The organism is Vibrio rotiferianus CAIM 577 = LMG 21460 (assembly GCF_002741985.1).
In the GTDB taxonomy this organism is placed as follows: Bacteria; Pseudomonadota; Gammaproteobacteria; order Enterobacterales; family Vibrionaceae; genus Vibrio; species Vibrio rotiferianus.
Genome location: NZ_APHW01000014.1, coordinates 236,127 through 263,063, shown reverse-complemented (window position 1 = coordinate 263,063; position 26,937 = coordinate 236,127). Strand labels below are relative to the sequence as shown.

Genomic DNA, 26,937 nt, shown 5'->3' with positions numbered 1-26,937 from the left:
TCCCTGCGATAATACTAAACGTGGGACTGAACTCCCCCGTATAACGTTTGGTACAAACCTTCTTGTTCAACTAACTCACCATGCGTGCCCGACTGGGTGACTTTTCCATCTTCAAGTACGTAAATTAAATCAGCTTGTTTTACTGCAGACAGCCTGTGCGCAACGATTAAAGTGGTTCTGCCGTTCAGAAACTCTGTTAACGCCTTATGGAGCGCTGCTTCCGTAGCGGTATCTAATGCTGATGTCGCCTCATCAAGTATTACAAACTGAGGATCGCTTAACACCATACGAGCAATGGCCAATCTCTGTCTTTGTCCACCAGACAATCGGATACCGTTCCTACCGATTTGGGTGTTTAAACCATTGTCTAATTGCTTCATTACGTCTTGTAACTGAGCAACTTCTAATGCGCGCCACAAAGACAACTCATCAAAGTCACCACCAAGCGTAAGATTATGCCTTAGCGTGTCGTTAAATAATATAGGTTGCTGTAATACAACGGCAATTTTATTACGAATTACATCGAAGCTTATATCTTCACTGAGTTCATCATTAAAACGTATGTTTCCAGAGTTTTGTCGATAAACACCAATTAATAGTTGGATCAGTGTGGATTTACCTCCACCAGAAGCACCAACCAGTGCCACTTTTTTACCCGGTGGAATATGCAGTGAGAGGTTATCCAAGACCTTTACCTCACTATTGTATGAAAAATCCACATTCTCGATTTTAACATCAACTTCTTGGCCTTTGTTGAAAGGATTTACCTTAGAAACAGGTCTATGTTCTTCCTCGAGTTCTAGAAGGTCATTGATGCGTTTTAGGGCAGCTTTAGCGCTGTACCAAGAAAACTGAATGCCTAATAGCTCTTGCACTGGGGACAACATAAACCAAAGATAGCCAAAGACCGCAAAAATCTGACCGATGGTGAGGTCACTGAACATCACCATGAGCATTGCGACGGCACGGAAAAGTTCAAAACCGATTAAAAAAAGAAGGAAGGACACACGACCAGCTGCTTCTGATTGCCAGGCGTATTTGTCTGCGTCGATACGGATCTGATCAGCATCGAATTTTAACTGTTGAAGAAACTCACGTTCTTTGTTGGCTGCTCGCAATTGGTAGATACCATCTAAAGTTTCAACCAATCGGTTTTGGAAAACTTCGAATGAGTGGTTCTCTTTACGCTTAAGATGTTTGACCGTACTTCCCAGCTTACGTGAAAAGTAGATAACAATAGGGTTCACAAGAAGAATGAATAATCCAAGACGCCAGTCTAACCACAAGAGAATGATGGCCGTACCTATGACGGTGAGTAAGCTAATAACAAATTTAGCTAACGTAGAACCGATAAACTTATCTATGGTCTCTATGTCAGTGATAAGGTGAGCGTTAATGCCGCCGCTACCTTTTGTTTCATATTGGCGAATACTTATCCGACCAAGTTTGTCGATCATCTTGCTTCTCATTTCATAAGTAATCGTCTTTGAAACAAGAGTAAACTGGCGGCTTTGAACTATGTTAAGCGCTTGGCTGGCAGCGCGCATGAGAACAACAAGGAAGAGAGTAAAGAAGATATAACCCGTAGGAGTATGCCATGCCTCTGGTAAAACAAGATTCATGGCTGCCAAACCAGAAGCTGGCTTATCGAGTAATACTTCATCGACCATAAGTGGCATCAGAAGTGGGATAGGAACACTAATCAGAGTTGCTAAAACCGCAATAAAGTTAGCCAAAGCCAATTTAGACTTGTGCTTTTTTGCTTGAGTTATCAACCAAGAACGGCTAATAGTGTCATTTCGTGAAGTCATTGTAATGAGAATAAGTCCTATTAAATTTTAGGCGAGCATTGTATTCACTAATAATGGAAGCCTCAACAGAATAATTTGGAAGTTAATATGACCATAGAACAATACCAAACACTTACCAAACAGGCGGTTGCACTTATCGAGTCGGAACCGGATTTAATTGCAAATCTTGCGAACATAAGTTCCCTTCTATTTATGGAACTAGAAAACCTAAACTGGGCGGGATTTTATTTGAAAAAAGGAAACGAGCTCGTTCTTGGTCCGTTTCAAGGCAAACCCGCTTGTGTGCGTATCCCTATGGGGCGAGGAGTATGCGGAACTGCGGCGCAAACTAATCGCATACAAAGAGTGTACGACGTACACGAGTTTGAAGGTCATATAGCGTGTGATGCAGCAAGTAACTCAGAAATAGTTCTGCCATTTACGATCAATGGGGAAGTGGCTGGTGTACTTGATATTGATAGCCCAAGTATTGGTCGTTTTAATGAAATTGATGAGCAAGGCCTCACACATTTCATGTTAGAAGTAGAAAAGCTGCTTAATTCGCACGCTAACGACGCATAAATTCGCCCTCGAGTGTGGTTTTTCCTTGGCATGTCACTATAATACGAGAATATTTTTCTTAATGCTTCGCGGAAATCCGCTCAAATCAGGAACCCTCATGACTGAAAAGTTAAAAAACAGCAAAGAAGTTATCGCATATATTGCTGAATGTTTCCCTAAGTGCTTTACTTTAGAAGGTGAAGCAAAGCCTCTGAAAATTGGTATTTTTCAAGATCTTGCGGAACGTCTAAATGAAGACGAAAAAGTAAGCAAAACTCAGCTTCGTGCAGCGTTAAGACAGTACACTTCATCATGGCGTTACCTACACGGCGTAAAACCTGGTGCGGTACGTGTTGATCTAGATGGCAACCCTTGTGGTGAACTAGAAGAAGAGCACGTAGATCACGCTAAAGCAACACTAGCTGAGAGCAAAGCTAAAGTGCAGGCTCGTCGTAAAGAGCAAGCTCAAAAGGCTCGTGAAGAAGGTAAAGCTAAGGCAAAACCATCGGCTAAAAAACCTCAACAGCCTCGTCGTACTAACAAACCAAAAGTACAAAAAGAGAATAAGCCTGTAGAAACACGCGCATTAAACGCTGATGAAATCACAGTAGGCAATGCAGTAAACGTGAACATGGGTAAAGGAAACATGGCAGCGACCATTGTTGAAGTCAATAAGGATGATGTACGTGTTCAACTTGCTAACGGCCTACAAATGGTTGTAAAAGCGGAGCACTTGCGCGCATAAGGGAGATACTCCTACGCATGAATTGCCGTTCAAAAGTGACACTGATTGCTGCTAGCTTAATGCTAGCAGCTTCAGCTCAGGCTCTAGAAGCCAAACTAAACAAAGATGATTTGCCGGTTCTCGCTCCTGAAGTTCAGCACGAAACAGCCAGCAAACGTGTAACATCTCGATTCACACGATCTCACTATAAGCACTTCAATCTTAACGATGATTTCTCCAAAGCGATCTTTGAGCGCTACGTAGAAATGCTTGATTACAATAGAAATATTTTTACTCAAGCCGATATCGACTCTTTCAAAGATTGGTCAATCAGCCTTGATGATCAACTTAAAGCTGGCAACAACAAGATTGCTTTTGATGTTTATAACCTTTCGATGCAGAAGCGCTTTGATCGTTTCGCCTACGCACTGACTCTACTCGATAACGAAATCAAGTTTGATACTGATGAATTTATTGAATTAGATCGCTCTGAAGCTGCTTGGCCAAAAGATGAAGCGGAATTGAATGAACTGTGGCGTAAGCGTGTTAAATATGACGCTCTTAACCTCAAAATGACTGGTAAAGAATGGCCAGAAATTAAAGAGGTATTAGAGAAGCGTTATAACAACGCAATGAAACGTATCACTCAAACTCGCAACGAAGACGCTTTCCAACTTTACATGAACGCTTTCGCTCGTGAAGTTGATCCTCATACCAGCTATTTGTCCCCACGAAATGCAGAGCAGTTCCAGTCAGAAATGAACCTTTCCCTAGAAGGAATTGGTGCTGTGCTTCAAATGACGGATGATTATACCGTTATTCGATCCTTAGTGGCTGGTGGACCAGCATCTAAGAGCAAACAGCTAGGTGAGGGCGACCGAATTATTGGTGTTGGTCAGGATGGCGAAGAAGTTGTAGACGTGATTGGTTGGCGTCTTGATGATGTCGTACAGTTAATTAAGGGGCCAAAAGGCACTAAAGTTAATCTGCAAGTCTTGCCAGAAGGTAAAGATGCGAAGAGTTACGTTGTCACTATTGTCCGTGATAAAGTACGTCTAGAAGATCGTGCAGTTAAATCTGAAATTATCGAGAAAGATGGCAAGAAGATAGGGGTACTTGAAGTTCCTAGCTTCTATGTGGGTCTTTCTAAAGATACCGATAAACTGCTATCTGAGCTGAAATCGAAAAACGTTGATGGCGTGATCGTAGATCTGCGTAACAACGGTGGTGGTGCACTGACTGAAGCAACGGCATTAACAGGTCTCTTTATTAAAGAAGGTCCAGTTGTGCAAGTTCGTGATAGTTACGGTCGTATCAAAGTGAATGCGGATACCGATGGTGAAGTTAGCTACGATGGTCCTCTCACAGTGTTGATCAACCGCTACAGTGCTTCGGCGTCTGAGATCTTTGCGGCGGCAATGCAGGATTACAACCGCGCAGTCATTCTTGGCGAAAACTCTTTTGGTAAGGGTACTGTACAGCAGCACCGTTCATTAAATCATATCTATGATTTGTTTGATAAGGAACTGGGCTACGTTCAATACACGATTCAAAAGTTTTACCGTATTGATGGTGGCAGCACTCAGAACCGTGGTGTAGCGCCAGACATCGCTTATCCAACTCCGGTTGAGCCAAGTGAAACAGGTGAAAGTGTTGAAGACAATGCGCTGCCTTGGGATAGCATTGATAAAGCAAAATATCAGACTTTCCCTAGTAATGAAGCACTTGTAACTGAACTAACTGAGCTTCACAACAAACGAATTGCTGACGAAATGGAATTCCGATTCATTAAAGAAGATATCGAGAAGTACCGTAAAGAGAAAGACGATAACTTATTGTCTCTTAACGAGAAAGTACGTGAAGACGAATCGGATAAAGCGGAAGCATTACGTTTAGAGCGCATTAATGAACGTCAGACTGCAATGGGTAAAGAACCATTCAAGACGTTAGACGATGTGCCAAAAGACTACGAAGCCCCAGATGTTTATTTAGATGAATCTGTCGCGGTGATGGTTGATATGCTTAAGAGCTAAGTATTCAGTCATAACGACTAGCAATTCAATACAAAAAGAGCGAGTCATTTCGATTCGCTCTTTTTTTGTGTGCTTTTACCGTAATGTTTACGCTAAATACGATGATTCATACTCTTAATTCTCACCAATAATTTACGTGATCTAGATCAAATATATCGCAAAAATGAGTTCTAGTGCCTAAGCTAAAAGAAAACGATAAGGATACCGTTATGAAATGGTTTGTTGTTTTACTTAGCTTTTGTTGCTTCAGTGTTTTTAGTGCGGAAATAAACAAAGAAGACGAACTTAGTCATTTTGATACACCTTTTCTCATCGGTGACTGGTATTTAATGAATCCTAATCCTGATGATTCTGCTGAAAACTTCAGAGCCATTAAACTGACTCTAGGCTCGGACTACACTTTTTCGATCGATATTCAGAAAAAGGACTACTCGATTGACCATTGGGAAGGGATGTACAACGCTAACGAAGATACCATTGTCCTGGGCTTGAACACAGACCAACCGCAAATTTATGCATATCGAAATAATCACAACACGCTAGACCTGAACGGTGTAACCTTTACCAAAGGGTTGTCGAATGCACTTGCTGGTATTTGGTCCAGCTCACAAGTTGGTGGGGACGGTATGCTTGCCAATAACATCAGCCAGATGGATTTGATATTGCAGCCAGATTTTGTGTTTATGTTCCGAGTTTCAAATGAAGCAGGAGAGGAGTCGGTTAAGCAGGGCGTGTTTTACACCGAGGGAGAACATTTAGTTCTTCTTTACGAGAATGGTGAGCACGGTACACGTTACAAATTGAATCAAAATATGCTGACGATTGAGGACTCTAATGGAGATATGTACGCAGTACTTAATCGAGTGACACCTTAAATGATTCATTCAGATGATTTCACGTTTGTTTATTAATAGTGAAATATTCTGATGTTGATTAAATGTTAAACGGAAAGCGGAGCTAAGCCACTAAAAGCTCCGTTTTTTTATAGAAAGACTTGTATTCTGATACCATAACCCCTACAAATAGCTTATATCGTGATACCAGTGTGAGGTGTTTGAGCCTCTAGTCCTGGTATTTTTGTGGTTCTATATACAAGGATTTATGGACATGTCTCAAGCTCCCCAAGCGAAATATCGCAAAGATTATAAGGCGCCATCTCATACCATTACTGATATCGATTTGACGTTTGATCTTTATGACAACGACACAATCGTCACAGCAGTATCAAAAGTAGTTCAAAAGTGTGAATCAACCACGTTAGAACTGGACGGTGAAGGGCTAGAGCTACGCTCCGTAAAAGTGAATGGTGAAGATTGGTCTCATCATGAAGTCAAAGAAGCTTCATTAGTTCTTACTGATCTGCCAAAAGAATTTGAATTAGAAATTGTTACTAAGGTTGACCCAGAAGCCAACACAGCGCTTGAAGGCCTATACAAATCAGGTGGTGCATTCTGCACGCAATGTGAAGCAGAAGGTTTCCGTCGCATTACTTACTATCTAGATCGTCCAGACGTTCTTGCAAAATACACAACGAAAGTGATTGCAGACAAAGGCGTGTATCCATTCCTACTGAGCAATGGTAACCGTATTGCAGAAGGAGAAGCAGAAAATGGTCGTCATTGGGTTCAGTGGCAAGACCCACATCCAAAGCCTGCTTATTTGTTTGCGTTAGTTGCTGGTGACTTTGATGTTCTACGTGACAAATACACGACAACATCTGGCCGTGAAGTTGACCTAGAAATCTTTGTAGATAAAGGCAACCTTGACCGTGCAGGTCATGCAATGACTTCGCTTATCAACTCAATGAAGTGGGACGAAGATCGTTTTGGTCTTGAGTATGATCTTGATATCTACATGATCGTTGCGGTTGATTTCTTTAACATGGGCGCGATGGAAAACAAAGGTTTGAACATCTTCAACTCGAAGTTTGTTCTGGCGAATGAGAAAACGGCTACTGACCGCGAATACCTAGGTATTGAAGCGGTCATCGGTCATGAATACTTCCATAACTGGACAGGTAACCGAGTGACTTGTCGCGACTGGTTCCAACTGAGCTTGAAAGAAGGTCTAACGGTGTTCCGTGATCAAGAGTTCTCATCAGATCTTGGCTCACGTGCAGTTAACCGTATCGACAATGTTCGTATTATCCGTGGGCCTCAGTTTGCGGAAGACTCAAGCCCAATGTCACACCCAATTCGTCCTGATAAAGTTATTGAAATGAATAACTTCTACACGCTAACCGTGTACGAAAAGGGCAGCGAAGTTATCCGTATGTACCACACGCTACTTGGCGAAGAAGGTTTCCAAAAAGGCATGAAGCTTTACTTTGAGCGTCATGACGGTACGGCTGCAACGTGTGAAGATTTCGTTTCTGCAATGGAAGATGCAACCGGCGTTGACCTCAAGCAATTCCGCCTATGGTACAGCCAATCGGGTACACCAACACTTCGTGTAAACAGTGAATACAATGCAGAAGCAAAAACTTACGCCCTAACGGTTGAACAGTTCACTGAAGCAACACACGAACAAGCAGAAAAACAAGCACTACATATTCCGTTTGATATCGAACTTTACGCACAAAATGGTGATGTGATTCCACTGGTTATCAATGGCGAATCAGTACACAACGTTCTGGATGTGAAACAAGACAAGCAGACTTTCGTATTCGAAAACGTAGCAGAACAGCCAGTGCCATCATTACTTCGTGAGTTTTCTGCACCAGTTAAATTGGAATACGACTACAGTGATGATGAACTGATTTTCTTGATGAAGCATGCGACAAACGATTTTGCTCGTTGGGATGCTAGCCAAATGCTACTAGCGAAATACATTCGTCAAAACGTAGCCAATGTTCAAGCGGGTGGTGAGGTTAAATTATCTGAAGACTTAATCGATGCATTCCGAGGCGTGTTACTTGATTCGAATCTTGAGCCAGCGTTTATCGCACAAGTTCTGTCTTTGCCTTCAATCAACGAAATCACAGGTTGGTACAAGCAGATCGATATTGATGCGGTAGATACGGTACTGAATGGCATTACAGTGTCACTTTCTAAAGAATTAGAAGATGAACTGAGTGCGACTTACCACGCATTGAACCAAGCAGAGTACAGCATTGATCACGACGCTATTGGTAAACGAGCTTTGCGTAACCAATGTCTGCAGTTCTTAGCTTACACTGAAAAGGGTAACGAGCTAGCGAAAGCACAGTACGAGTCATCCAACAACATGACAGACACTATCGCAGCAATGAGTGCTGCGAACAGTGCTCAACTTGAATGCCGCGAAACACTCATGTCGGATTACAGCGACAAGTGGAAGCACGATGGTCTGGTTATGGACAAGTGGTTTGTTCTTCAGGGCAGCAACCCAGTAGAAAACGCACTTGATAAAGTGAAAGAAACTATGAGCCACGAAGCGTTTAGCTTGAAAAACCCGAACCGTACGCGTAGTTTGATTGGCTCTTTCTTGAACGCAAACCCAGTTCGCTTCCATGATAAGTCTGGTTCTGGCTACAAGTTTGCGGGCGAGATCCTTCGTCAGTTGAACGATAGCAACCCACAAGTGGCATCTCGTATGATCGATCCTCTGCTGAAGTTCCGTAAATACGATAAGGGTCGTCAAGCATTGATCCGTGCAGAGCTTGAAAAGCTTAAAGCGATGGACAATCTGGCGAAAGACTTGTTCGAAAAAGTGACTAAAGCACTAGACGAATAATCGACAAAAGAATAGGGTGGTCGTCACGATCACCCTAGCTATTTGTTCTGACAATAATCCATTCCCATGAACCAGTATTACTTCTCTCTCAACATCTCTTATCAAACATTTCTTTCACACTATTCTGGCGTGGCGAGTTCGGTTCAAGTCATTACCGACAACGGTTTGAGGCTGCAACTAGATGCATCAAAATTTCGACCATTTCTTAGCCAATTAGGCATTCGAGGTCGTTTTAGACTCACAACTGACCAAAATAATAAGTTTCTAAAGTTAGAAACTCTGTGATGCCTGATATTCCTAGTGAGTTAAACAGGAATCTTAGTCACAGAATCAAACATTTCACCTCCTACCACTGCGAATTTTTGTTAAACATTTGTAATTATGCTTTTACAATAAGTGCATGCATTACCTATGCTTAGTTTCGAGGCTAAAACCCGAAGTTAAGTCCCCCTACAAAACAACAATTCTAATGTGGAGTGTGAATATGACCGCGCGTGAAAATGTAGTGCCGGTTCTGCTTGAAAAGGTATACCAACTAATTCAAGACAAACTCGAGCTTTCTCACCAACCGCTTGTAACTAAACTTGCTCAACACTTATTTAGTAACATTGCTGATGATGACTTAATTCAGCGAAACGAATCCGACCTATATGGTGCCGTTGTTAGCCTGTGGCATCATGTCAATGAAAAGAAACCAGAAGACATCTCTGTAAGGGTATTTAACCCAACTGTCAGTCGCCAAGGTTGGCAATCAACCCACACTATTGTTGAAATTGTTGTCCCAGATAGCCCTTTTTTGGTGGATTCCATCAAGATGGCACTAACGCGACTCGACCTTGTTTCTCACTTGATGCTTAACAATCCAACGCAACTAGAGCGCGATAAGAAAGGTCAAGTGACGGACGTTAATGGTGAGGGTGGTGTTCTTCAATCTCTGTTCCACATTGAAGTTGACCGCTTAACCAGTAAAGATGAAATGCAAGCGCTGAAAAATGAGCTACTTACTATTTTGTCTGACACACGTTTAGTCGTTGATGACTGGAAGCAAATGGTTGATAAACTCAAGATCGTTACTGATGATCTCGTAAAGAATAAAGATCGAGTCTCAATGAAAACCGATCGTTTGGATGAAACGATCGAATACCTCCGTTGGTTAGGGGATCATAACTTTACCTTCATGGGCTACAAGGAATATGATCTTGTTAACGTCGATGGCGACACTGAACTCCAACCAGTAAAAGAAAAAGGCCTCGGTCTATTTGCCGATGACAATCGCATACGCAGCATTAAGCTTTCAGAGTTATCTGATTCAGCTCGTCTTGAAGCGAAAAAACCTTACGCACTGATCATTACTAAGGGCAACCAAGCGTCTCGCATTCATCGCCCAGCGTACACCGACTACATTGGTGTTAAAAAGTTTGATGAAAACGGCAAAGTCATTGGTGAACACCGTTTCACAGGTCTTTACACTTCTGCTGTTTATAACCAAGCGGTACAAAGCATTCCTCTAATCCGCGAGAAAGTGGGTCGTATCCTAGAAGCAAGCGGCTACCGTAACGGATCGTACTCTTACAAAGCACTGCACAATATTCTAGAAAACTACCCACGTGATGAACTCCTTCAAGCTCGTGAAGAAGAGCTACTAGAAGTGGGAATGGGTGTAGTACAGATGCAAGATCGTGACTTATTGCGTCTGTTTGTTCGTAAAGACCCGTTTGGTCGCTTCTTCAGCTGCATGGTTTACGTGACAAAAGACCGTTATAACACGGAGCTACGTCGCCAAACGCAACGCATTCTTAAGCAGTACTTCGGCTGTGAGCAAGAGGTTGAATTTACAACGTTCTTCTCTGAGAGCCCGCTAGCGAGAACCCATTACATTGTTCGTGTAGACAATAACAACATTGATGTAGACGTGAAAAAGATTGAGCAGAACTTAATGGAAGTATCGACTTCATGGGATGACCGCCTAAAAGAATCCATCATTGCAAACTTTGGTGAGAGTAAAGGTCTTCCACTTTCGAAAGAGTACATGAGCGCATTCCCACGTTCATACAAAGAAGACATGATGCCAGGTTCTGCAGTTGCAGACATCGAACGTCTTGAAGCGTTAAGCGATGATAACAAACTCGGTATGTTGTTCTACCGCCCGCAAGAAGAGGCGGCAGAATCGAAAGCGGTGCGCTTAAAGCTATACCACCGTGACGAGCCGATTCACCTATCTGACGTAATGCCAATGTTGGAAAACCTAGGCTTACGTGTGATCGGCGAATCACCGTATGAGATCGAAACCAACAACGGCCAGACGTTTTGGATCTTAGACTTCTCGATGCTGCATAAAAGCGACAAGACCGTTGATCTTCGTGAAGCTCGCGATCGTTTCCAACAAGCATTCGCAGCGATTTGGGCTGGTAACTTAGAAAGTGATGGCTTCAACCGCTTGGTACTAGGCGCTTCACTGTCTGGTCGTGAAATCTCTATTCTTCGTGCATACGCTCGCTACATGCGCCAAGTTGGCTTCCCATTTAGTCAACAATATATTGAAGATACCCTTAGCCATTACCCAGATTTAGCCACGGGTCTAGTGAATCTGTTTGCTAAGCGATTCGATCCAAAACATAAGGGCAGCGAGAAAGGTCAAAACGATCTCATTAAGAAGATTACAGAAGAATTGGATCGTGTAGAAAGCTTGGATGATGATCGTATTATCCGTCGCTACATGGAAATGATCACAGCAACGCTGCGTACTAACTACTACCAGTTGGACGAAGATAAGCAGCCAAAACCTTGGTTATCATTGAAGATGAAGCCAAGCGAAATTCCAGATATTCCTCAACCTGTACCTGCATTTGAAATCTTTGTGTACGCACCGGATATCGAAGGTGTACACCTACGTGGCGGTAAAGTCGCACGTGGCGGTTTGCGTTGGTCGGACCGACAAGAGGACTTCCGTACTGAGATTCTTGGTCTGGTTAAAGCGCAGCAAGTTAAGAACACGGTTATTGTTCCTGTGGGAGCAAAAGGTGGCTTCGTATGTAAACGTCAGCACACTCTAACTAACCGTGATGAAATCTTTGCTGAAGGTCAGCGTTGTTACAAACGCTTTATTCGCGCGCTTCTTGATGTTTCCGATAACATCATCGAAGGCGAAGTTATTCCACCGAAGAGCGTAGTACGTCACGATGAAGACGACCCATACTTGGTTGTTGCAGCCGATAAAGGTACGGCAACGTTCTCTGATCTTGCAAACTCTGTATCTGCAGAGTACAACTTCTGGCTAGGCGATGCGTTTGCATCAGGCGGCTCTAACGGTTATGACCACAAAGCAATGGGTATCACTGCGAAAGGTGGTTGGGAATCGGTGAAGCGCCACTTCCGTGAAATGGGTATCAACTGTCAAACCACTGACTTCACAGCAATTGGTGTTGGTGATATGGCGGGTGACGTATTTGGTAATGGAATGCTGCTGTCTAAGCATATTCGTCTACAAGCTGCATTTAACCACATGCACATCTTCATTGATCCAAATCCAGATTCAGCCACCAGCTGGGAAGAGCGTAACCGCTTATTCAATCTGCCACGATCAAGTTGGGAAGACTACAACGCAGAGTTGATCTCGCAGGGCGGTGGTATTTTCTCTCGTCGCTCTAAATCGATCCACCTGACGCCAGAAATCCAAAAAATGCTGGGCACGAAGAAAGCGTCTCTAGCTCCAAACGATCTGATTAAGATGATCCTGCAAATGAAAGTGGATCTACTTTGGAATGGTGGTATCGGCACGTATGTTAAAGCATCTAGCGAGACACATACCGATGTTGGCGACCGTGCAAACGATGTACTCCGTATCGACGGACGTGATTTGAAAGCGAAAGTCGTTGGTGAAGGCGGTAACTTAGGTATGACTCAGCTTGGTCGTATCGAATATGCAACGACTGGTGGTCGAGTAAATACGGACTTTGTTGACAACGTTGGTGGTGTAGATTGTTCGGATAACGAAGTAAATATTAAGATCTTCTTGAACGGTCTTGTATCAAATGGCGATCTGACGGTTAAACAACGCAACCAGATTCTTGAATCGATGGAAGACGAAGTGGGCGAAATCGTCTTGGATGATGCATACCGTCAGTCTGAGTCGATTTCAGTGACTGAGCAACAGGGTGTCGGTATCGTCAAAGAACAAATCCGCTTTATCCATACAATGGAGAAGGCAGGGTACTTGGATCGTGCTCTTGAGTACATTCCAGACGATGAAACGCTCATTGAGCGCGAAAAACAAGGTCTTGGTCTTACGCGTCCTGAGCTTTCAGTGCTAGTGGCTTACGGCAAGATGGTTCTGAAAGAGCAGTTGGTTGCTGATGACATTGCAAATGACGAATTCCATGGAAAACAGCTAGTTGCTTACTTCCCAAGTGAGTTACGCCGTAACTACAAAGATCAAATGGTAAACCACCCGCTGCGTGCTGAAATTATCGCGACGGCGTTGGCAAACCAAATGGTTAATGAAATGGGTTGTAATTTCGTGACTCGTCTTCAAGAAGAAACGGGGGCGAGTGTAGTTGATATCGCAAATGCTTACAGTGCGACCCGTGAAATCTTCGAACTGGAAGATATTCTTAAGCAAACCCGTGCATTAGATAACATTGCAACTGCAGAAGCTCAATATGAAATCATGTTCTACGTACGTCGTGCATTACGCCGTATTTCTCGCTGGTTACTACGCAACCGAAGCGGTAAGAGCACGGTAACTGAGCTCGTTGCACTATATAAAGACGATGTTCACACAATTACTGAAACACTAGATACCATGTTAGTTGCGTCAGAAGTGGAAGAGCACAACGAACTTGCTCTGAAATGGATTGAGCGTGGAGTAGAAGACAAGCTTGCACACCACGTTGCACGTCTCTCTAGCCTACAATCAGCATTGGACATTTCCGCAGTGGCAAGCGAAACGGGTAAAACAGTTGAGCAAGCATCGAAGCTTTACTTTAACTTGGGTGACCGTTTATCACTTCACTGGTTCTTGAAGCAAATCAATGGCCAAGCGGTGGACAACAACTGGCAAGCTCTGGCGCGTGCGGCGTTCCGTGAAGATCTTGATTGGCAACAACGTCAATTGACAGCTCAAGTTCTAACTTGTGGTTGCTCAACAGAAGATCTAGATGTGATGCAAGCGCTAGAAGATTGGATGACAACGAATGAGCTGTCACTCCATCGTTGGGAAAGCATCTTGAACGAGTTCAAAGTTGGTTCCGTTCATGAGTTCGCTAAGTTCTCTGTTGCACTTCGAGAATTAGTTCTACTTAACCTGAACTGTTCTTCGAACGAATAGGGTAAGTGACTTTAGCAAAAGCCTCGCAATCGCGGGGCTTTTTTATGTTCAAATCACTAATAACTACCCATAAATAGTGACGCTGTAACTCCAAATTTAAGTTTTTATGGCATGAAATCGTTTGCTTCTAAAGAAAAAGCTAGCAATTTTGTATAGAGAATAGTGCGCTAATCGACTGTTTTTATGAGTAAAACCAAAATGAGACGTACTATTTTGCCGAATTCACTCATTTTCATTGAATTGCATTGAAAAACAGTAAATAATATTGACCCGTTTACACGGGGCTTTTTTCTTTCGGAGGCACAATGCTTTACCGTCTAGCCAGAACTGGCTTTTTCCAACTTGATGCCGAAAAGGCACATGATCTTGCAATCAAAAATTTCCAACGCTTTAATGGCACTCCTCTCGATCTTTTCTATCGTCAACAACTACCAAACCGTCCAGTAGAATGCATGGGGCTTACATTCCGTAACCCAGTGGGTCTTGCTGCTGGCTTGGACAAAAACGGTGAATGTATCGAAGCCTTTGACGCAATGGGCTTTGGTTTTGTCGAAGTTGGTACTGTTACGCCTCGTCCGCAACCAGGTAATGACAAGCCACGCTTGTTCCGCCTAGTTGAAGCGGAAGGTATCATCAACCGTATGGGTTTTAACAACCTAGGTGTGGATCATCTGGTTGAGAATGTGAAAAAGGCAAAATACAACTGCGTTCTTGGTATCAACATTGGTAAGAATAAAGACACACCAATTGAGAATGGGGCAGAGGACTACCTGATTTGTATGGAAAAAGTGTACGAGTACGCCGGTTACATCGCCGTGAACATCTCGTCACCAAATACACCAGGACTTCGTTCGCTTCAGTACGGTAAAGCGCTAGACGAGTTGTTATCTGAACTCAAAGCGAAACAAGCAGAACTTGCTGAAAAACACGGTAAGTACGTACCACTTGCGCTAAAAATTGCACCGGATTTGAGTGATGACGAAATCAGCCAGATCTGTGATTCTCTAATTAAGAACAACATTGACGGCGTTATTGCAACAAACACGACGTTGGATCGCACAATTGTTGAAGGAATGAAACATGCGAACGAAGCGGGTGGTTTAAGTGGACGCCCAGTTCAATCTCGTTCAACAGAGGTCGTTCGTAAACTTCATGAAGAGCTGGGTGACAAATTACCGATCATCGGCGTAGGTGGTGTGGACTCATACGTTGCTGCCAAAGAGAAAATGATGGCGGGTGCACAACTTGTTCAAGTTTACACTGGTTCATCTACCACGGTCCGGGCCTCGTACGCGATATTGTTAAAAGTCTATAAAATTAGCTGCTAACTCGTTGAGAAATCGACGCTTGTTACTAAAAAAAAGAGGAACTCGTTTCCTCTTTTTTTTTGTCCGTTCGTTTGTAAAATTTAAAAATCATGAGTAGGTAATTAAGCGTTTTACCTCTTATTACTGTTTAACTAGTCACAAGAGAACGGAATAATGCTTAAACCCAGCGACAAATGGAATTGGTATTTTGACGAGCAGAAAGCTTGCCTAATGCTGGATTTGGGGGAGGAGATGATTTTCCAAACCAATCTATGCCGTAAGCTGTTGGTCAATTGTGCCTTCTCAGACAATGAATTCACCGTTGATGACGCAAGCGCGTTCCAAACGTACAACGAACGAATCCGTTGTCTCGACATCAACGAATACCGTCAAGCCGAACTTACGCTTTATTGCGTAGCCGCAAAACGCTTTCACAAGCCAGTCCAGCCCAAGAGCTGGTTCTTCGATGCCCAATGCGATGGACATGAGCCAGAAGAAGGGGACATGGTATGCCTGACAAACCGCTTTTCAGAAGGCGTATTCATCGTTCTCGAGCCAGGCGAAACATCTAGTCTGTGTGCTTATGTAGGGCAGGACGAGTTCTTACTCGATGGCAATAAAGCACTGCCATTTGGACAACCGATTAAAGTAATGCATGATCGCATGGTATGTGCCAATCACTTATTCATGATGGCACCAATGGCGATGGTGGGTTAGTTTCCTTTTGATTTTTTCTTTATTTTCGTTCCTTTGTTTGCATTAATCGACCGCATTAGGTCGATTTTTTTTGCCTAGAATTTTCCAAATCTCTCCTCGTATGCACCCAAAACTCATCCCTAGATGAGGGGGATTTCATATCTCATATATGAAGCAACTCACTTTTATTCCAATTTTTTCACTTTAGCTTTTCCTTAAATTAGGCAACAAGACGCTTAATATTTCACCTTTTATTCCTCTATACGCCCATTTTGTAAGTAAATTACATGCCAAAACCCGTACTGGTATATACCAATTTGTTAGTGAATAAGTATTTACTTTCGCCACAGGCCGCATTTTTACAAGAAGGTGATAAGGAGACGTATTCTGTTTATGGAGGTGATGTGATTTGACTTTCAGTTGGTGAGATTGGCGACTGTTTGCGCTAATAAAGCGAAAAAGCCTTTAAAAACGAGGCATTGATCGTAAAGTCAGGTATAATCAAAGCCATTTTTTATCGACGAAAGAACACTATGAATCAATATCTCGCGGTAACTTCAAACGGCATGGAAAACTTGCTTGTAGAAGAGCTGACTAAACTAGGCATTGAAAACGTCAAACCAGTACAGGCAGGCGTAAAATTTAAGGCAACGAATGAACAGATTTACCGTTGCTGTTTGTGGAGCCGCTTAGCGTCTCGATTTGTACGTGTTTTATCGGAGTTTACCTGTAACGACGACATGGACCTTTACCTGTCAACGTCTGCAATCAACTGGGTAAACCAATTCCATAGCTCAAAGCGTTTTGTGGTTGATTTCAACGGTACTAACCGCGAAATCCGCAACAGCCAATATGGCGCGATGAAAGTCAAAGATGGCATCGTAGACTGCTTTGAGAAGAAAGGACTTCCTCGTCCGAACATTAGCAAAGAGCGACCAGATATCCGTGTTCACGTTCGTCTACATAAAGACAAAGCGATTCTTGGTGTCGATATGGTGGGCAGTGGCCTTCATCAACGTGGCTATCGCCCAGAATCTGGCCGAGCTCCACTTCGTGAAACGCTTGCTGCAGCAATCGTAATGCGTTGTGGCTGGGATTGCTCTCAACCACTTCTAGACCCAATGTGTGGTTCTGGTACGTTGCTGATTGAAGCGGCAATGATGGCAGCGAACATCGCACCTGGCGTTAAACGTAAACAGTGGGGCTTTGAAGCGCTAGAAGACTTTGAACCTGAGCTTTGGGCAGAGATTAAATCAGAAGCAAATGTACAAGCCCGACGCGGTGTCAAAAAAGTTGACGCTAAGTTTTTTGGCTTCGATAACGACCCGAAAGTTCTGAAAGTAGCACAGGACAACGCTCGCAGAGCTGGCGTTGAAGAGCTAATTACATTTGCACAAGGCGACGCAGCAACTATTACTCGTCCGGCCGGTTTCGAAGCTGGTGTTATCGTGTCTAACCCGCCGTATGGTGAGCGTCTTGGTACTGAGCCAGGTCTGATTGCGCTATACACAGCGTTTGGTGGTCAGCTAAAAGCAGAATTTGGCGGTTGTAAAGCGTCTATTTTCTCTAGTTCAGACGAGCTACTAAGTTGTCTTCGTATGCGTGCGGACAAACAGTTCAAATTGAATAATGGTGCGTTACCGTGTCACCAAAAGAACTACAGCATTGCGGAGCGTAGTGCTGATGAAGTGAAAGGTGCGGACACTAACGTCCAAATCGCACCTGACTTTTCAAACCGTTTGAAGAAAAACATCGGCAAGATTGGTAAGTGGGCGCGTAAAGAGAAACTAGACTGTTACCGTATCTACGATGCGGACCTTCCAGAATACAACGTAGCTATCGACGTGTATGGCGAGCAAATTGTGATTCAGGAATACGCGGCACCTAAAAACATTCCTGAAGAAAAAGCTAAGCGTCGTCTAACGGACATCATCCGTGCAACGATTCAGGTAACAGGTGTAGAAGCGAACAAAGTTGTACTTAAAGTTCGTGAGAAGCAGAAAGGTCGTAGTCAATACCAAAAACTAGGTCAAGTTTCAGAGACGCTTGAAGTGAATGAGTATGGCGTGAAGCTGATCGTGAACCTTCACGATTACCTAGACACAGGCTTGTTCTTGGATCATAAGATCACTCGTCGTCGCCTTGGTGAGATGGCTCAGGGTAAAGATTTCCTTAACTTGTTTGCTTACACTGGCAGTGCGACAGTGCACGCTGCCGTTGGTGGTGCGCGTTCTACAACCACGGTAGACATGTCTAACACTTACCTTAACTGGGCGAAAGACAACATGCAGCTAAATGGTTGTGTGGGTCGCCAGCATCGTTTTGAGCAAGCTGACTGTCTACAGTGGCTTGAGAACGCTAAAGGTGAATACGATCTTATCTTTATTGATCCACCGACATTCTCTAACTCTAAGCGAATGGAAACGTCGTTCGATGTACAACGCGATCATATTAAGCTAATGACAAACCTGAAGCGTCTATTACGTGCCGGCGGTACGATTGTGTTCTCTAACAATAAACGTCACTTCAAGATGGACGAAGCGGGGCTTGCAGAACTTGGCTTAAAAGCGCAGAACATTTCTTCTCAAACTCTGCCATTGGATTTCTCTCGTAACAAACAGATTCACAATTGCTGGTTGGTTACGCACGCAGAATAGGGACGGAACAGTAAAAGGATGTTGAACGTACTAACACTTTACAGCACAGAAGGATGCCATCTCTGTGAGATGGCGTTTGACCTCGTTGGTCAGATTGGTCTCGCCGAACAAACACACATCGTCGACATTGCGTTCGACGATGTTCTCTTTTCTCGTTACGGCGTCACGATTCCCGTATTAAAATATCAAGATTCTGAGTTGAACTGGCCGTTTGACTTAGAACAACTCACACATTGGTTGGATAATAATGGCATTACTTACTATTCATAACGCGCAACTTGCATTTGGTGACCACCCATTGCTAGATAAAGCGGAGTTCGCTCTTCAAGAAAACGAACGCGTTTGTTTAGTTGGTCGTAACGGTGCAGGTAAGTCGACATTAATGAAAGTGCTTGCCGGCGACATTTTGTTGGACGATGGCAAGATTCAAATCACTCAAGACGTAGTTGTTTCTCGACTTGAACAAGATCCACCGCGCAATCAAGAGGGTACGGTTTACGAATACGTATCTGGCGGTTTGGCTGAAATAGGTGAACAACTAAAGATCTACCACGATCTTCTCGATCTTGTTGCTCAAGACCCAAGTGAAAAGAACATCAACCGACTTGCTAAGATTCAAGAACAGCTGGATCACCTTAACGCTTGGCGCTTTGATGATCGTGTTAAGAATGTACTTGGCGCGCTAAAGCTAAGTCCTGAAACCAAACTGACCGATTTGTCAGGTGGCTGGCAACGCAAAGCTGCGCTCGCTCGTGCACTTGTTTGTGACCCTGATGTATTGCTTCTTGATGAGCCTACTAACCACCTTGATGTAACAACCATCGAATGGCTAGAGAACTTCCTAAAAGACTTCAAGGGCTCGATCATCTTTATTTCTCACGACCGTGCGTTCATCAAATCGATGGCGACACGCATCGTTGACTTAGATCGCGGTCAATTGGCTTCTTTCCCTGGAAACTATGACCAATACTTGAATGACAAAGAAGAGATGCTTCGCGTTGAAGAGATGCAAAATGCCGAGTTCGACAAAAAGCTAGCTCAGGAAGAAGTATGGATTCGTCAGGGTATTAAAGCGCGTCGTACACGTAACGAAGGTCGCGTTCGTGCTCTTAAAAAGCTGCGTGAAGAACGTCGTGACCGCCGTGAAGTTCAAGGTAAAGTTAACCTTAATATCGATGATGCATCGCGTTCAGGCAAGATCGTCTTTGAAGCAGAGAACGTCTCTTTTGCTTTTGAAGGCAAAAAGATCGTGGATGACTTTAGCTTCAACATCATGCGCGGTGATCGAATCGCACTGATTGGCCCTAATGGCTGTGGCAAAAGTACGGTTCTCAAGTTGCTACTAGGCCAGTTAGAGACACAAGGTGGTCGTCTACATTGCGGTACAAAACTTGAAGTGGCTTACTTCGACCAGTACCGTGAAATCCTCGATCCTGAAAAAACGGTTATCGATAACTTAGCGGATGGTAAGCAAGAAGTGATGGTGGGCGGTCGTCAACGTCACGCATTGAGCTACCTGCAAGATTTCTTGTTCGCACCAAAACGTGCTCGTACGCCAGTAAAAGCGTTATCAGGCGGTGAAAAAAACCGTTTGTTGCTAGCGCGTATCTTATTGAAACCTAACAATTTGCTTATTCTGGACGAACCAACTAACGATTTGGACATCGAAACGTTGGAACTTTTAGAAGAAATGCTTGCCAATTATCAGGGTACGTTACTGTTAGTAAGCCACGACCGTGAGTTTGTAGATAACACAGTAACGACCAGTTGGATTTTTGAAGGTAACGGCGTAATCGAAGAGTTCGTTGGTGGCTATCACGATGCAAAACAGCAACGTGATCAAGTTCTTGCTTCGCGTGGTCAGGTTGAAAAAACAGCGAAGAAAGAGAAAGTGGTTGAGGAAACTCCCAAAACTACGCAACCTAAGAACAATTCGAAGAAGTTATCGTATAAGCTGCAAAGAGAATTAGAGGCTCTTCCAGCTAAACTAGAACAATTAGAGTCGGATATTGAGACTCTACAAGAACAAGTGAATGACACAGAGTTCTTCACTAAACCTGTAGAACAGACTCAACCGGTATTGGAACAGCTCGCTGCCGTAGAGCAGGAGTTGGAAATCGCGTTCGAGAGATGGGAAGAACTCGAAGCAATGCAACAGGACAGTTAAGAATTCCATGAATTGTAGTAACAAATTCAAATTGACCGCCGTCGCGATGATGGTGGGTACGGCAATGAATGCTAACGCTGCGCTTTATCGTGTGGTGGAGGTGGCTCCAGAAGGTATCAATACCGATTATGCCACAGCATATGGCGTTGCAATCCAAGCTGGTAACGTTTATGAAGACACTGATAAAACAACACCATATCAGTTAGGTTGTTTTGATAATGGTGCCGCTTGTGATGAAACAACATTCAAGCTAGCCGGTGAAACGAGAACGACCAAGATACTATCGGGTGAAGCGGTAGATGGTGTTAGCTTTCGTGAGGAAGTACCATTTGCGATGGATGCTCAGTTCCGTTACATCGAAGACTTTGATGACGTTGAGTTATATTGTATTAGAGAACTACGATATTCCACATGTGAGAGTTGGGCTTCACGTGTTTGGGAGCCTTGGTATCAAGAGAAATACACACTAAACGAAAAATCGAATGCGCTAGCATTCTCAGAGGGTGCTCCTTTTGATAACAAGTACAACAATGTAATAAACGCTCTTACTGAAAGCGGTCAGGCGATAGGTAATCAAAGTGTACTTAACAGTAGCAGCGATGGCTCTCTCGCTAGTAAATTGAAAACACGTAACCAAGTTGTTGCCCCTGTTTATCCTAGTTATATTAAGGAATCAGATGATGATGCTAAGACAGAGTATTATCAATCTAGAGCTTGGGCTAGCGATGATAGTTTTGTGTCGGGTAGTGTTTCATATTCAAAAGTTAATGACTATGGCTCGAATTACAGCTCGAAGGCAGCAATTTGGGATAGTGCAGGTAATACCGCGCTTATTGGTTGGTCTTCTGGCAATACCATAAGAAATGACCGTATTGCGCAAGGAAGTATGCGAGATTTTGTATCTAAAAAGGATTCTGCAAACAGTGTGATATACGGCGTTGGATATAACACTTACGGAAATGATGACAATTACCTAGAGGCAACTATTTTTAAAGGCATTTTTGATTCTTCTTCTAATGTATCCACCGCAGCTTGGACATCATCACGTGTATCAGGTGCAACATCAGAAATTAGTTCTGACTTTATTTATACTAATTCTGTAGTTGAAACGATAAACGATAACCTTATAGCAGTCGGCGAGGCAAAGCGATCAGGTGGTGCCCCCGAAAATGGTTCAGCGTCAAACAGGCTATTTGTGGTTAGTGACATTGAACAGCCAACTGCGAACTACCTATCCGGAGGTATCTTTTTTGATGGTATCGGCGGTAAAGTTGGGTCCATCAACAATTACAATGAAATTGTTGGTCAGCTAGATGCGGAGGATACGCGTGAAGTTGATGGCAAAGCACGCCGAAAACGCGGCTTTATCCTACCTTACGACGCAACAGGGACGGTTGAAGCGAGAAGAGATATCTTCCAAGATCGAGCTTGGTACTTGGACGACCTTACTAATGGTGGTGATTATTCAGCTGAAAACAACCAATTCCGCATTATTGATGCAACCGACATTAATGATGCAGGTATGATATCCGCAACGGCGACGATGTGTCCAGGTGGCTATGATACGTTTGCACATAACTCACTGTGTAACGGTGGTGAGGCAAATGCTGAAAAAGTGGTGGCGGTTAAACTAATTCCAATCGCATCCAATGATGCAACTGACATTGTCACTCGATCTGTCGACCAAGCGGCAGCAGAACGCCAAGGTGCTGGGCTTGGCATTTTTGCTTTGACACTACTTGGGCTTTTCGGGTTCCGTAGAAAATAGTCAGTATTTTTTAAATCAAGCAGAGGCTCACAGAAATGAGTCTCTGCTTTTTTTATGCCTTGAGAAAAAGCAAACTTTGATCGATTCTTATAAGTGGAGTCATAAAAACTCCATCAAAGTTTCACAATAACAGTTGTACGACCTGTATGAGGAATTACCTATGAAGAGACAAAAGCGTGATCGCCTAGAACGAGCTCAATCTCAAGGCTACAAAGCTGGGTTGAATGGAAGGTCCCAAGAGGCTTGCCCATATCAACAAATTGATGCTCGGTCGTATTGGTTAGGTGGTTGGCGTGATGCCAGAGATGAAAAACAGTCTGGTCTCTACAAATAACTCTCCACATACAACTAGAAGGATTTGAAAAGGCTCATTTAGAGCCTTTTCTGCGTTCATAAGCCTAGATTTTGTTTTAAAACAATACTGCGGATAACAAAAAGGCCCCTTAAAAAAGGAGCCTTATAAAACGCTTCAGAGTAGGTGATTAGAAGCTAGAAGTGTCTTGGAACAAACCCACTTTCAGATCTTTTGCTACGTAGATTTCTTTACCGTCTACACATACACGGCCATCAGCTAAGCCCATCACCAACTTACGGTTAACAACACGCTTCATGTGGATTTCGTAAGTTACTTTTTTCGCTGTTGGTAGGATCTGACCAGTAAATTTCACTTCGCCAACACCAAGAGCGCGACCTTTGCCTTTACCGCCAACCCAGCCTAAGAAGAAACCAACAAGCTGCCACATTGCATCAAGACCAAGACAGCCTGGCATTACCGGGTCACCAGGGAAGTGGCAATCAAAAAACCAAAGGTCTGGAGTAATATCCAATTCTGCAAGAATTAAACCTTTACCAAAATCGCCTTCAGTCTCAGACATTTTAGTAATACGATCCATCATTAGCATGTTTGGCGCTGGAAGCTGAGGGTAACTAGGTCCGAACAGCTCACCTTGGCTAGAAGCTAGAAGATCGTCACGGTTATAAGAATCACGTTTGTTTTGCATTATCAATTACTCCGATTTTTGATAGCTGCATCTTAGTGAACACGTGTACGCTAAACAACTCCGATCAGTACTAGACAAACCAGTTTTTGACGCGCTCCACAATTCCTTCAGGATGTTCGTGTCTTTCAAAGCTTTCAATACGTTCGGCAATCTTACCAATGACGCTATCTTCTTCTCCACGAAATGGTTTTGACATCAGGATAGGAATCGCTTCGTCTACAGTAGAAACAGACCAAATATGGAACTCATCATTCTTAATGCTCTCTATGACATCTTTATGTAACGCGAGGTGCTTGAGGTTAGATTTGGGCATAATCACACCTTGCTGTCCAGTGAACCCTTGGTGTTTACATACTTGGTAGAAACCTTCGATTTTTTCGTTCAGGCCACCAACGGCTTGCACACGACCAAATTGGTCTACAGCACCGGTGACGGCGATCTGTTGATTGACTGGAGATTCAGACAGGGCACTTACCAAACAGCAGAGCTCGGCTAATGAGGCGCTATCACCATCAACTTCACTGTAAGACTGCTCAAATACAATCGACGCGGAGTATGGTAAGGGTTCATCAAGATCCAGTGCTGAGCTCACAAATGCTTGCATGATCATCATACCTTTGGCGTGCAAGTTACCGCCAAGCTCTGCCTTGCGTTCAACATCGGAAATATCACCATCACCGAAGTGTATAACACATGAGATACGAGCGGGCTCTCCGTAAGAAACAGGGTGTCCAGCCATATCGATAACGGTCAATCCGTTAATTTGGCCAACCTGTTCTCCCGTAGTCTCGATGATCACTTGCCCGTCAAGAATATCATCAACCGCTCGCTGAGGCAGGTATGACTCACGGTAGTACTTGTCATCAATAGCCTGATCAACCGCGTTAAAGTTAATGATATCGCTCGTAGCATATTGTTGTGAAAGGCCAAGTAACTGGTTGTGCCACATCACACCAAGAGGTAAGTAATGCTGATCCTCCGTGTATCGCATACCAGCAAGAATTAACCTTTTAAATGCACTACAATCTAAATTTGGATGCTGATATTTCTTACAAATCCAGTTAACCAATCCAATATAGTTACCGAGGTTCTCTTGAGAAAGATGAATGTCTTCTTCCACTTCTGTATACATCGTTAAGCCTGCCGAAAAGTCATCATCAACATATTCTATTTCGGCCAACTGATTACGGTCGCCTGTGATTATCAGTTTTACATCGTAAGTTTTTGCTGTAACTGGTGAAGAGGCGATGCGCTCGGGAGTTAGGTTTATTGGCGAGAATCCAGTCCCCTGAATAGCTGCTTTGATATTCGGCCAACGAGCGGCATTAGCAAGAACCAAATTTGCTGGAACAATTAGATAGCCACCATCTGCTTTAGAGAGTAAACCCGATTCACATGTCGTGTTACCATCTCGACTCACACTGTAACGGTCAAACAACTCTTTCGCGTCAAGCGATTCTGTTGTGATAACAGGACCAGACGTTTTACCCTTTACTACATCAAAGATAAACCCTCTATAAATGGCGTTATCAGTACAGTTGACCAAGAGTATGCGAGTGAGTCCTCGGACGTTAGTAAATCTATTAATGGTTGCTTCAAGTCTTGGCTGAAGGTCAATAAAGGATTTTATCGGAAGAGTAGTTGCATTGCTTAAAAGCTCTTCATATTGCTCGAAAGAAGGGGTGACATCTTGCCAGTTAACTTGGTTCATTAAAATTCATCTTAATCTAATCTTGCGAAGCATTATAACGAAACGATGATCAACTCCCTAGCGACAATTTAACCAATCCCAAAAATTGAAACGGTACGCCGGTTAAACTTTAGACAAATAAGTGATCAACATCGATACTTTCACGAGTTTTAATTGCTGAATTGACATCTCTGGGTTACGCTGTCACCCAGATGCGCATTAAGGGTCGAAAGGATGAAATATCAGCAACTTGAAAATTTAGAATGTGGTTGGAAGTGGAAGTATCTCATCAAAAAATGGAAAGATGGAGAGGCGATTACACGCTACATTGACACCAGTGAAGCTGACGCAGCAGTTGCTGAGTTGCGTAAAATAGAGCATGAGCCAACACAAGTTCTGACTTGGATTGAAAACCATATGTCAGACGAACTCGATAATAAGCTCAAGCAAGCGATTCGCGCTAAGCGCAAACGTCACTTTAATGCTGAGCAAGTTCATACCAAGAAGAAATCCATCGATCTTGACTATCGTGTATGGGAAAAACTCTCCAGTAGAGCGAATGAGCTAGGTTGTACGTTATCCGATGCCATCGAATATTTATTGTCCGAAGCTTCAAGAAGCGAAAAGGCAAGTCTTAAGGTATCATCAATTAAAGAAGACTTGAGCAAACTGTTGTCTAGCTAAGGAGCACCGAATGCTTTATGTAATCTTGATTGCTGCTGTTGTTATTTTTTGGTTGATAGCTGTAGATCGCCCAGTTTTAAAGGTGAACTTTGACAAGGGTAATTTGACTAAAGTGAAAGGCCACATTCCACCTTCTTTTAAGCACCACTTGCAAGATATTGCCGAACATTTTCCTTTTGATGGTCAGCTGAAAGTATATAGTCAGCGCACTGGTATGCGATTGGTGTTTTCTAAACAGGTACCCAAGAAAGTACAGCAGCGTATTAGAAACGTTTTTCCTCACCAAGGTTTTAAAAGTAGCAAAGGAAAAAAGCAGGCCTAACAAACATATCACTTACGAAAAAACACTCACCGGGACGCACAACATGCGTCCCGGTTTTATTTACGAAAGAGAACTTAATATAGTCAGTATTCATGGCTTCTAAATACTATCTGACTGAAAATGCGTTCAATACTCCTGTTTCCTTTATTATTGTTCTCGAACCTCATTGTTGCAGATGATTCGGAATTCAATCCCGTGGCAAAGAAAATCAAATCTAAACTCCAAAAGCAGGTAGATAAGAGGTTTGATGATTACCAAGGGTATTGTGATGTCATGATTGAGCTTGAGCACTCCAACAGCACTGCCAAGATAAGGCGTGTCACTGGCATAGGTGACACGAAGATCTGCAAATTTGCCAAATCGAAGCTGAAGAAAGGCAAAAAGTTTAAATATCGGTATCCCGAAAAGTTTATCCGCCTCCACCTGTCTACTCTGTCAAAATTGTAGTTTGTTGATGATTCAGTAGATTCGGATAGGGCTTAATCTGAATTAATATC

19 protein-coding genes and 1 pseudogene are annotated in these 26,937 nt (G+C 43.3%); 17 read left to right on the top strand and 3 right to left on the bottom strand.

The genetic code is table 11. The features are described from left to right. Positions 1–14 precede the first annotated feature (14 nt). Entirely contained in the window at positions 15–1,811 is a 1,797-nt protein-coding gene (locus tag B853_RS07545; protein ID WP_038883631.1) for an ABC transporter ATP-binding protein, read from the bottom strand. Positions 1,812–1,898: 87 nt separating this feature from the next. Here B853_RS07545 and B853_RS07540 point away from each other — a divergent pair, with 87 nt between their 5' ends. The 14 genes and pseudogenes from B853_RS07540 to rmf all read left to right on the top strand — a co-directional run bounded on the left by B853_RS07540 (position 1,899) and on the right by rmf (position 23,077). Then, positions 1,899–2,372 carry a GAF domain-containing protein gene (locus B853_RS07540; RefSeq protein ID WP_038883633.1) on the top strand — a complete coding sequence of 158 codons (474 nt, stop codon included), beginning with the start codon at positions 1,899–1,901 and terminating at the stop codon, positions 2,370–2,372. A 97-nt stretch (positions 2,373–2,469) separates the two neighbouring features. Then, entirely contained in the window at positions 2,470–3,096 is a 627-nt protein-coding gene (proQ, locus tag B853_RS07535) for an RNA chaperone ProQ (protein ID WP_010448036.1), read from the top strand. Positions 3,097–3,113: 17 nt separating this feature from the next. Continuing rightward, positions 3,114–5,108 (top strand): carboxy terminal-processing peptidase, encoded by a 1,995-nt coding sequence (gene prc / locus B853_RS07530; RefSeq protein ID WP_010448034.1) that lies wholly within the window; start codon positions 3,114–3,116, stop codon positions 5,106–5,108. 209 nt (positions 5,109–5,317) lie between these two features. Continuing rightward, entirely contained in the window at positions 5,318–5,983 is a 666-nt protein-coding gene (locus B853_RS07525) for a hypothetical protein (protein ID WP_010448032.1), read from the top strand. Positions 5,984–6,215: 232 nt separating this feature from the next. Continuing rightward, entirely contained in the window at positions 6,216–8,822 is a 2,607-nt protein-coding gene (gene pepN, locus B853_RS07520) for an aminopeptidase N (RefSeq protein ID WP_038883634.1), read from the top strand. A 66-nt stretch (positions 8,823–8,888) separates the two neighbouring features. After that, on the top strand, positions 8,889–9,107 hold the full coding sequence (locus B853_RS07515) for a DUF2835 domain-containing protein (protein WP_010448028.1): 219 nt from the start codon (positions 8,889–8,891) through the stop codon (positions 9,105–9,107). Positions 9,108–9,306: 199 nt separating this feature from the next. Then, entirely contained in the window at positions 9,307–14,148 is a 4,842-nt protein-coding gene (locus B853_RS07510; RefSeq protein WP_038883636.1) for an NAD-glutamate dehydrogenase, read from the top strand. A 305-nt stretch (positions 14,149–14,453) separates the two neighbouring features. Next, positions 14,454–15,463 (top strand): annotated as a pseudogene (gene pyrD / locus B853_RS07505) (quinone-dependent dihydroorotate dehydrogenase). A 166-nt stretch (positions 15,464–15,629) separates the two neighbouring features. Continuing rightward, entirely contained in the window at positions 15,630–16,172 is a 543-nt protein-coding gene (locus tag B853_RS07500; protein WP_010448021.1) for a cell division protein ZapC, read from the top strand. A 512-nt stretch (positions 16,173–16,684) separates the two neighbouring features. After that, on the top strand, positions 16,685–18,808 hold the full coding sequence (rlmKL, locus tag B853_RS07495; protein ID WP_038883638.1) for a bifunctional 23S rRNA (guanine(2069)-N(7))-methyltransferase RlmK/23S rRNA (guanine(2445)-N(2))-methyltransferase RlmL: 2,124 nt from the start codon (positions 16,685–16,687) through the stop codon (positions 18,806–18,808). Positions 18,809–18,826: 18 nt separating this feature from the next. Beyond that, positions 18,827–19,078: a glutaredoxin family protein gene (locus tag B853_RS07490; protein ID WP_081641157.1), complete on the top strand. Its 252-nt coding sequence runs from the start codon at positions 18,827–18,829 to the stop codon at positions 19,076–19,078. Next, entirely contained in the window at positions 19,056–20,975 is a 1,920-nt protein-coding gene (locus B853_RS07485) for an ABC transporter ATP-binding protein (RefSeq protein ID WP_038883639.1), read from the top strand. The genes B853_RS07490 and B853_RS07485 overlap by 23 nt, the downstream gene beginning before the upstream one ends. A 7-nt stretch (positions 20,976–20,982) precedes the next feature. Further along, positions 20,983–22,743, top strand: coding sequence for a DUF3466 family protein (locus tag B853_RS07480; RefSeq protein WP_038883641.1), 1,761 nt, complete (start codon positions 20,983–20,985; stop codon positions 22,741–22,743). 160 nt (positions 22,744–22,903) lie between these two features. Continuing rightward, a complete protein-coding gene (gene rmf / locus B853_RS07475) occupies positions 22,904–23,077 on the top strand; it encodes a ribosome modulation factor (RefSeq protein ID WP_005532367.1) in 174 nt (57 codons plus the stop codon). A 148-nt stretch (positions 23,078–23,225) separates the two neighbouring features. Here rmf and fabA read toward each other — a convergent pair whose 3' ends face one another. Both fabA and B853_RS07465 read right to left on the bottom strand, forming a co-directional pair. Further along, on the bottom strand, positions 23,226–23,744 hold the full coding sequence (fabA, locus tag B853_RS07470; protein ID WP_038883643.1) for a bifunctional 3-hydroxydecanoyl-ACP dehydratase/trans-2-decenoyl-ACP isomerase: 519 nt from the start codon (positions 23,742–23,744) through the stop codon (positions 23,226–23,228). 70 nt (positions 23,745–23,814) lie between these two features. After that, positions 23,815–25,455 (bottom strand): S16 family serine protease, encoded by a 1,641-nt coding sequence (locus B853_RS07465; RefSeq protein ID WP_038883644.1) that lies wholly within the window; start codon positions 25,453–25,455, stop codon positions 23,815–23,817. 213 nt (positions 25,456–25,668) lie between these two features. Between B853_RS07465 and matP the strand changes: the two genes are divergently transcribed. The 3 genes from matP (at position 25,669) to B853_RS26895 (ending at position 26,887) form a co-directional block, all read left to right on the top strand. Further along, complete coding sequence (gene matP, locus B853_RS07460) at positions 25,669–26,118, top strand: macrodomain Ter protein MatP (protein WP_010448003.1); 450 nt, start codon at positions 25,669–25,671, stop codon at positions 26,116–26,118. A 10-nt stretch (positions 26,119–26,128) separates the two neighbouring features. Continuing rightward, entirely contained in the window at positions 26,129–26,440 is a 312-nt protein-coding gene (locus B853_RS07455; RefSeq protein ID WP_038883647.1) for a DUF3634 family protein, read from the top strand. A gap of 120 nt (positions 26,441–26,560) precedes the next feature. Next, positions 26,561–26,887 carry a hypothetical protein gene (locus tag B853_RS26895; RefSeq protein WP_010447998.1) on the top strand — a complete coding sequence of 109 codons (327 nt, stop codon included), beginning with the start codon at positions 26,561–26,563 and terminating at the stop codon, positions 26,885–26,887. The last annotated feature ends 50 nt before the right edge of the window (positions 26,888–26,937 follow it).

What these genes read in the sequence shown, in the direction of transcription:
- B853_RS07465 (WP_038883644.1), bottom strand. Translation starts at nt 25,455, where the DNA reads ATGAACCAAGTTAACTGGCAAGATGTCACCCCTTCTTTCGAGCAATAT.
- rmf (WP_005532367.1), top strand. Translation starts at nt 22,904, where the DNA reads ATGAAGAGACAAAAGCGTGATCGCCTAGAACGAGCTCAATCTCAAGGC.
- prc (WP_010448034.1), top strand. Translation starts at nt 3,114, where the DNA reads ATGAATTGCCGTTCAAAAGTGACACTGATTGCTGCTAGCTTAATGCTA.
- B853_RS07525 (WP_010448032.1), top strand. Translation starts at nt 5,318, where the DNA reads ATGAAATGGTTTGTTGTTTTACTTAGCTTTTGTTGCTTCAGTGTTTTT.
- B853_RS07500 (WP_010448021.1), top strand. Translation starts at nt 15,630, where the DNA reads ATGCTTAAACCCAGCGACAAATGGAATTGGTATTTTGACGAGCAGAAA.
- B853_RS07540 (WP_038883633.1), top strand. Translation starts at nt 1,899, where the DNA reads ATGACCATAGAACAATACCAAACACTTACCAAACAGGCGGTTGCACTT.
- pepN (WP_038883634.1), top strand. Translation starts at nt 6,216, where the DNA reads ATGTCTCAAGCTCCCCAAGCGAAATATCGCAAAGATTATAAGGCGCCA.
- B853_RS07510 (WP_038883636.1), top strand. Translation starts at nt 9,307, where the DNA reads ATGACCGCGCGTGAAAATGTAGTGCCGGTTCTGCTTGAAAAGGTATAC.
- B853_RS26895 (WP_010447998.1), top strand. Translation starts at nt 26,561, where the DNA reads ATGCGTTCAATACTCCTGTTTCCTTTATTATTGTTCTCGAACCTCATT.
- B853_RS07485 (WP_038883639.1), top strand. Translation starts at nt 19,056, where the DNA reads ATGGCATTACTTACTATTCATAACGCGCAACTTGCATTTGGTGACCAC.
- rlmKL (WP_038883638.1), top strand. Translation starts at nt 16,685, where the DNA reads ATGAATCAATATCTCGCGGTAACTTCAAACGGCATGGAAAACTTGCTT.
- proQ (WP_010448036.1), top strand. Translation starts at nt 2,470, where the DNA reads ATGACTGAAAAGTTAAAAAACAGCAAAGAAGTTATCGCATATATTGCT.
- B853_RS07455 (WP_038883647.1), top strand. Translation starts at nt 26,129, where the DNA reads ATGCTTTATGTAATCTTGATTGCTGCTGTTGTTATTTTTTGGTTGATA.
- fabA (WP_038883643.1), bottom strand. Translation starts at nt 23,744, where the DNA reads ATGCAAAACAAACGTGATTCTTATAACCGTGACGATCTTCTAGCTTCT.
- B853_RS07545 (WP_038883631.1), bottom strand. Translation starts at nt 1,811, where the DNA reads ATGACTTCACGAAATGACACTATTAGCCGTTCTTGGTTGATAACTCAA.
- matP (WP_010448003.1), top strand. Translation starts at nt 25,669, where the DNA reads ATGAAATATCAGCAACTTGAAAATTTAGAATGTGGTTGGAAGTGGAAG.
- B853_RS07480 (WP_038883641.1), top strand. Translation starts at nt 20,983, where the DNA reads ATGAATTGTAGTAACAAATTCAAATTGACCGCCGTCGCGATGATGGTG.
- B853_RS07490 (WP_081641157.1), top strand. Translation starts at nt 18,827, where the DNA reads ATGTTGAACGTACTAACACTTTACAGCACAGAAGGATGCCATCTCTGT.
- B853_RS07515 (WP_010448028.1), top strand. Translation starts at nt 8,889, where the DNA reads ATGAACCAGTATTACTTCTCTCTCAACATCTCTTATCAAACATTTCTT.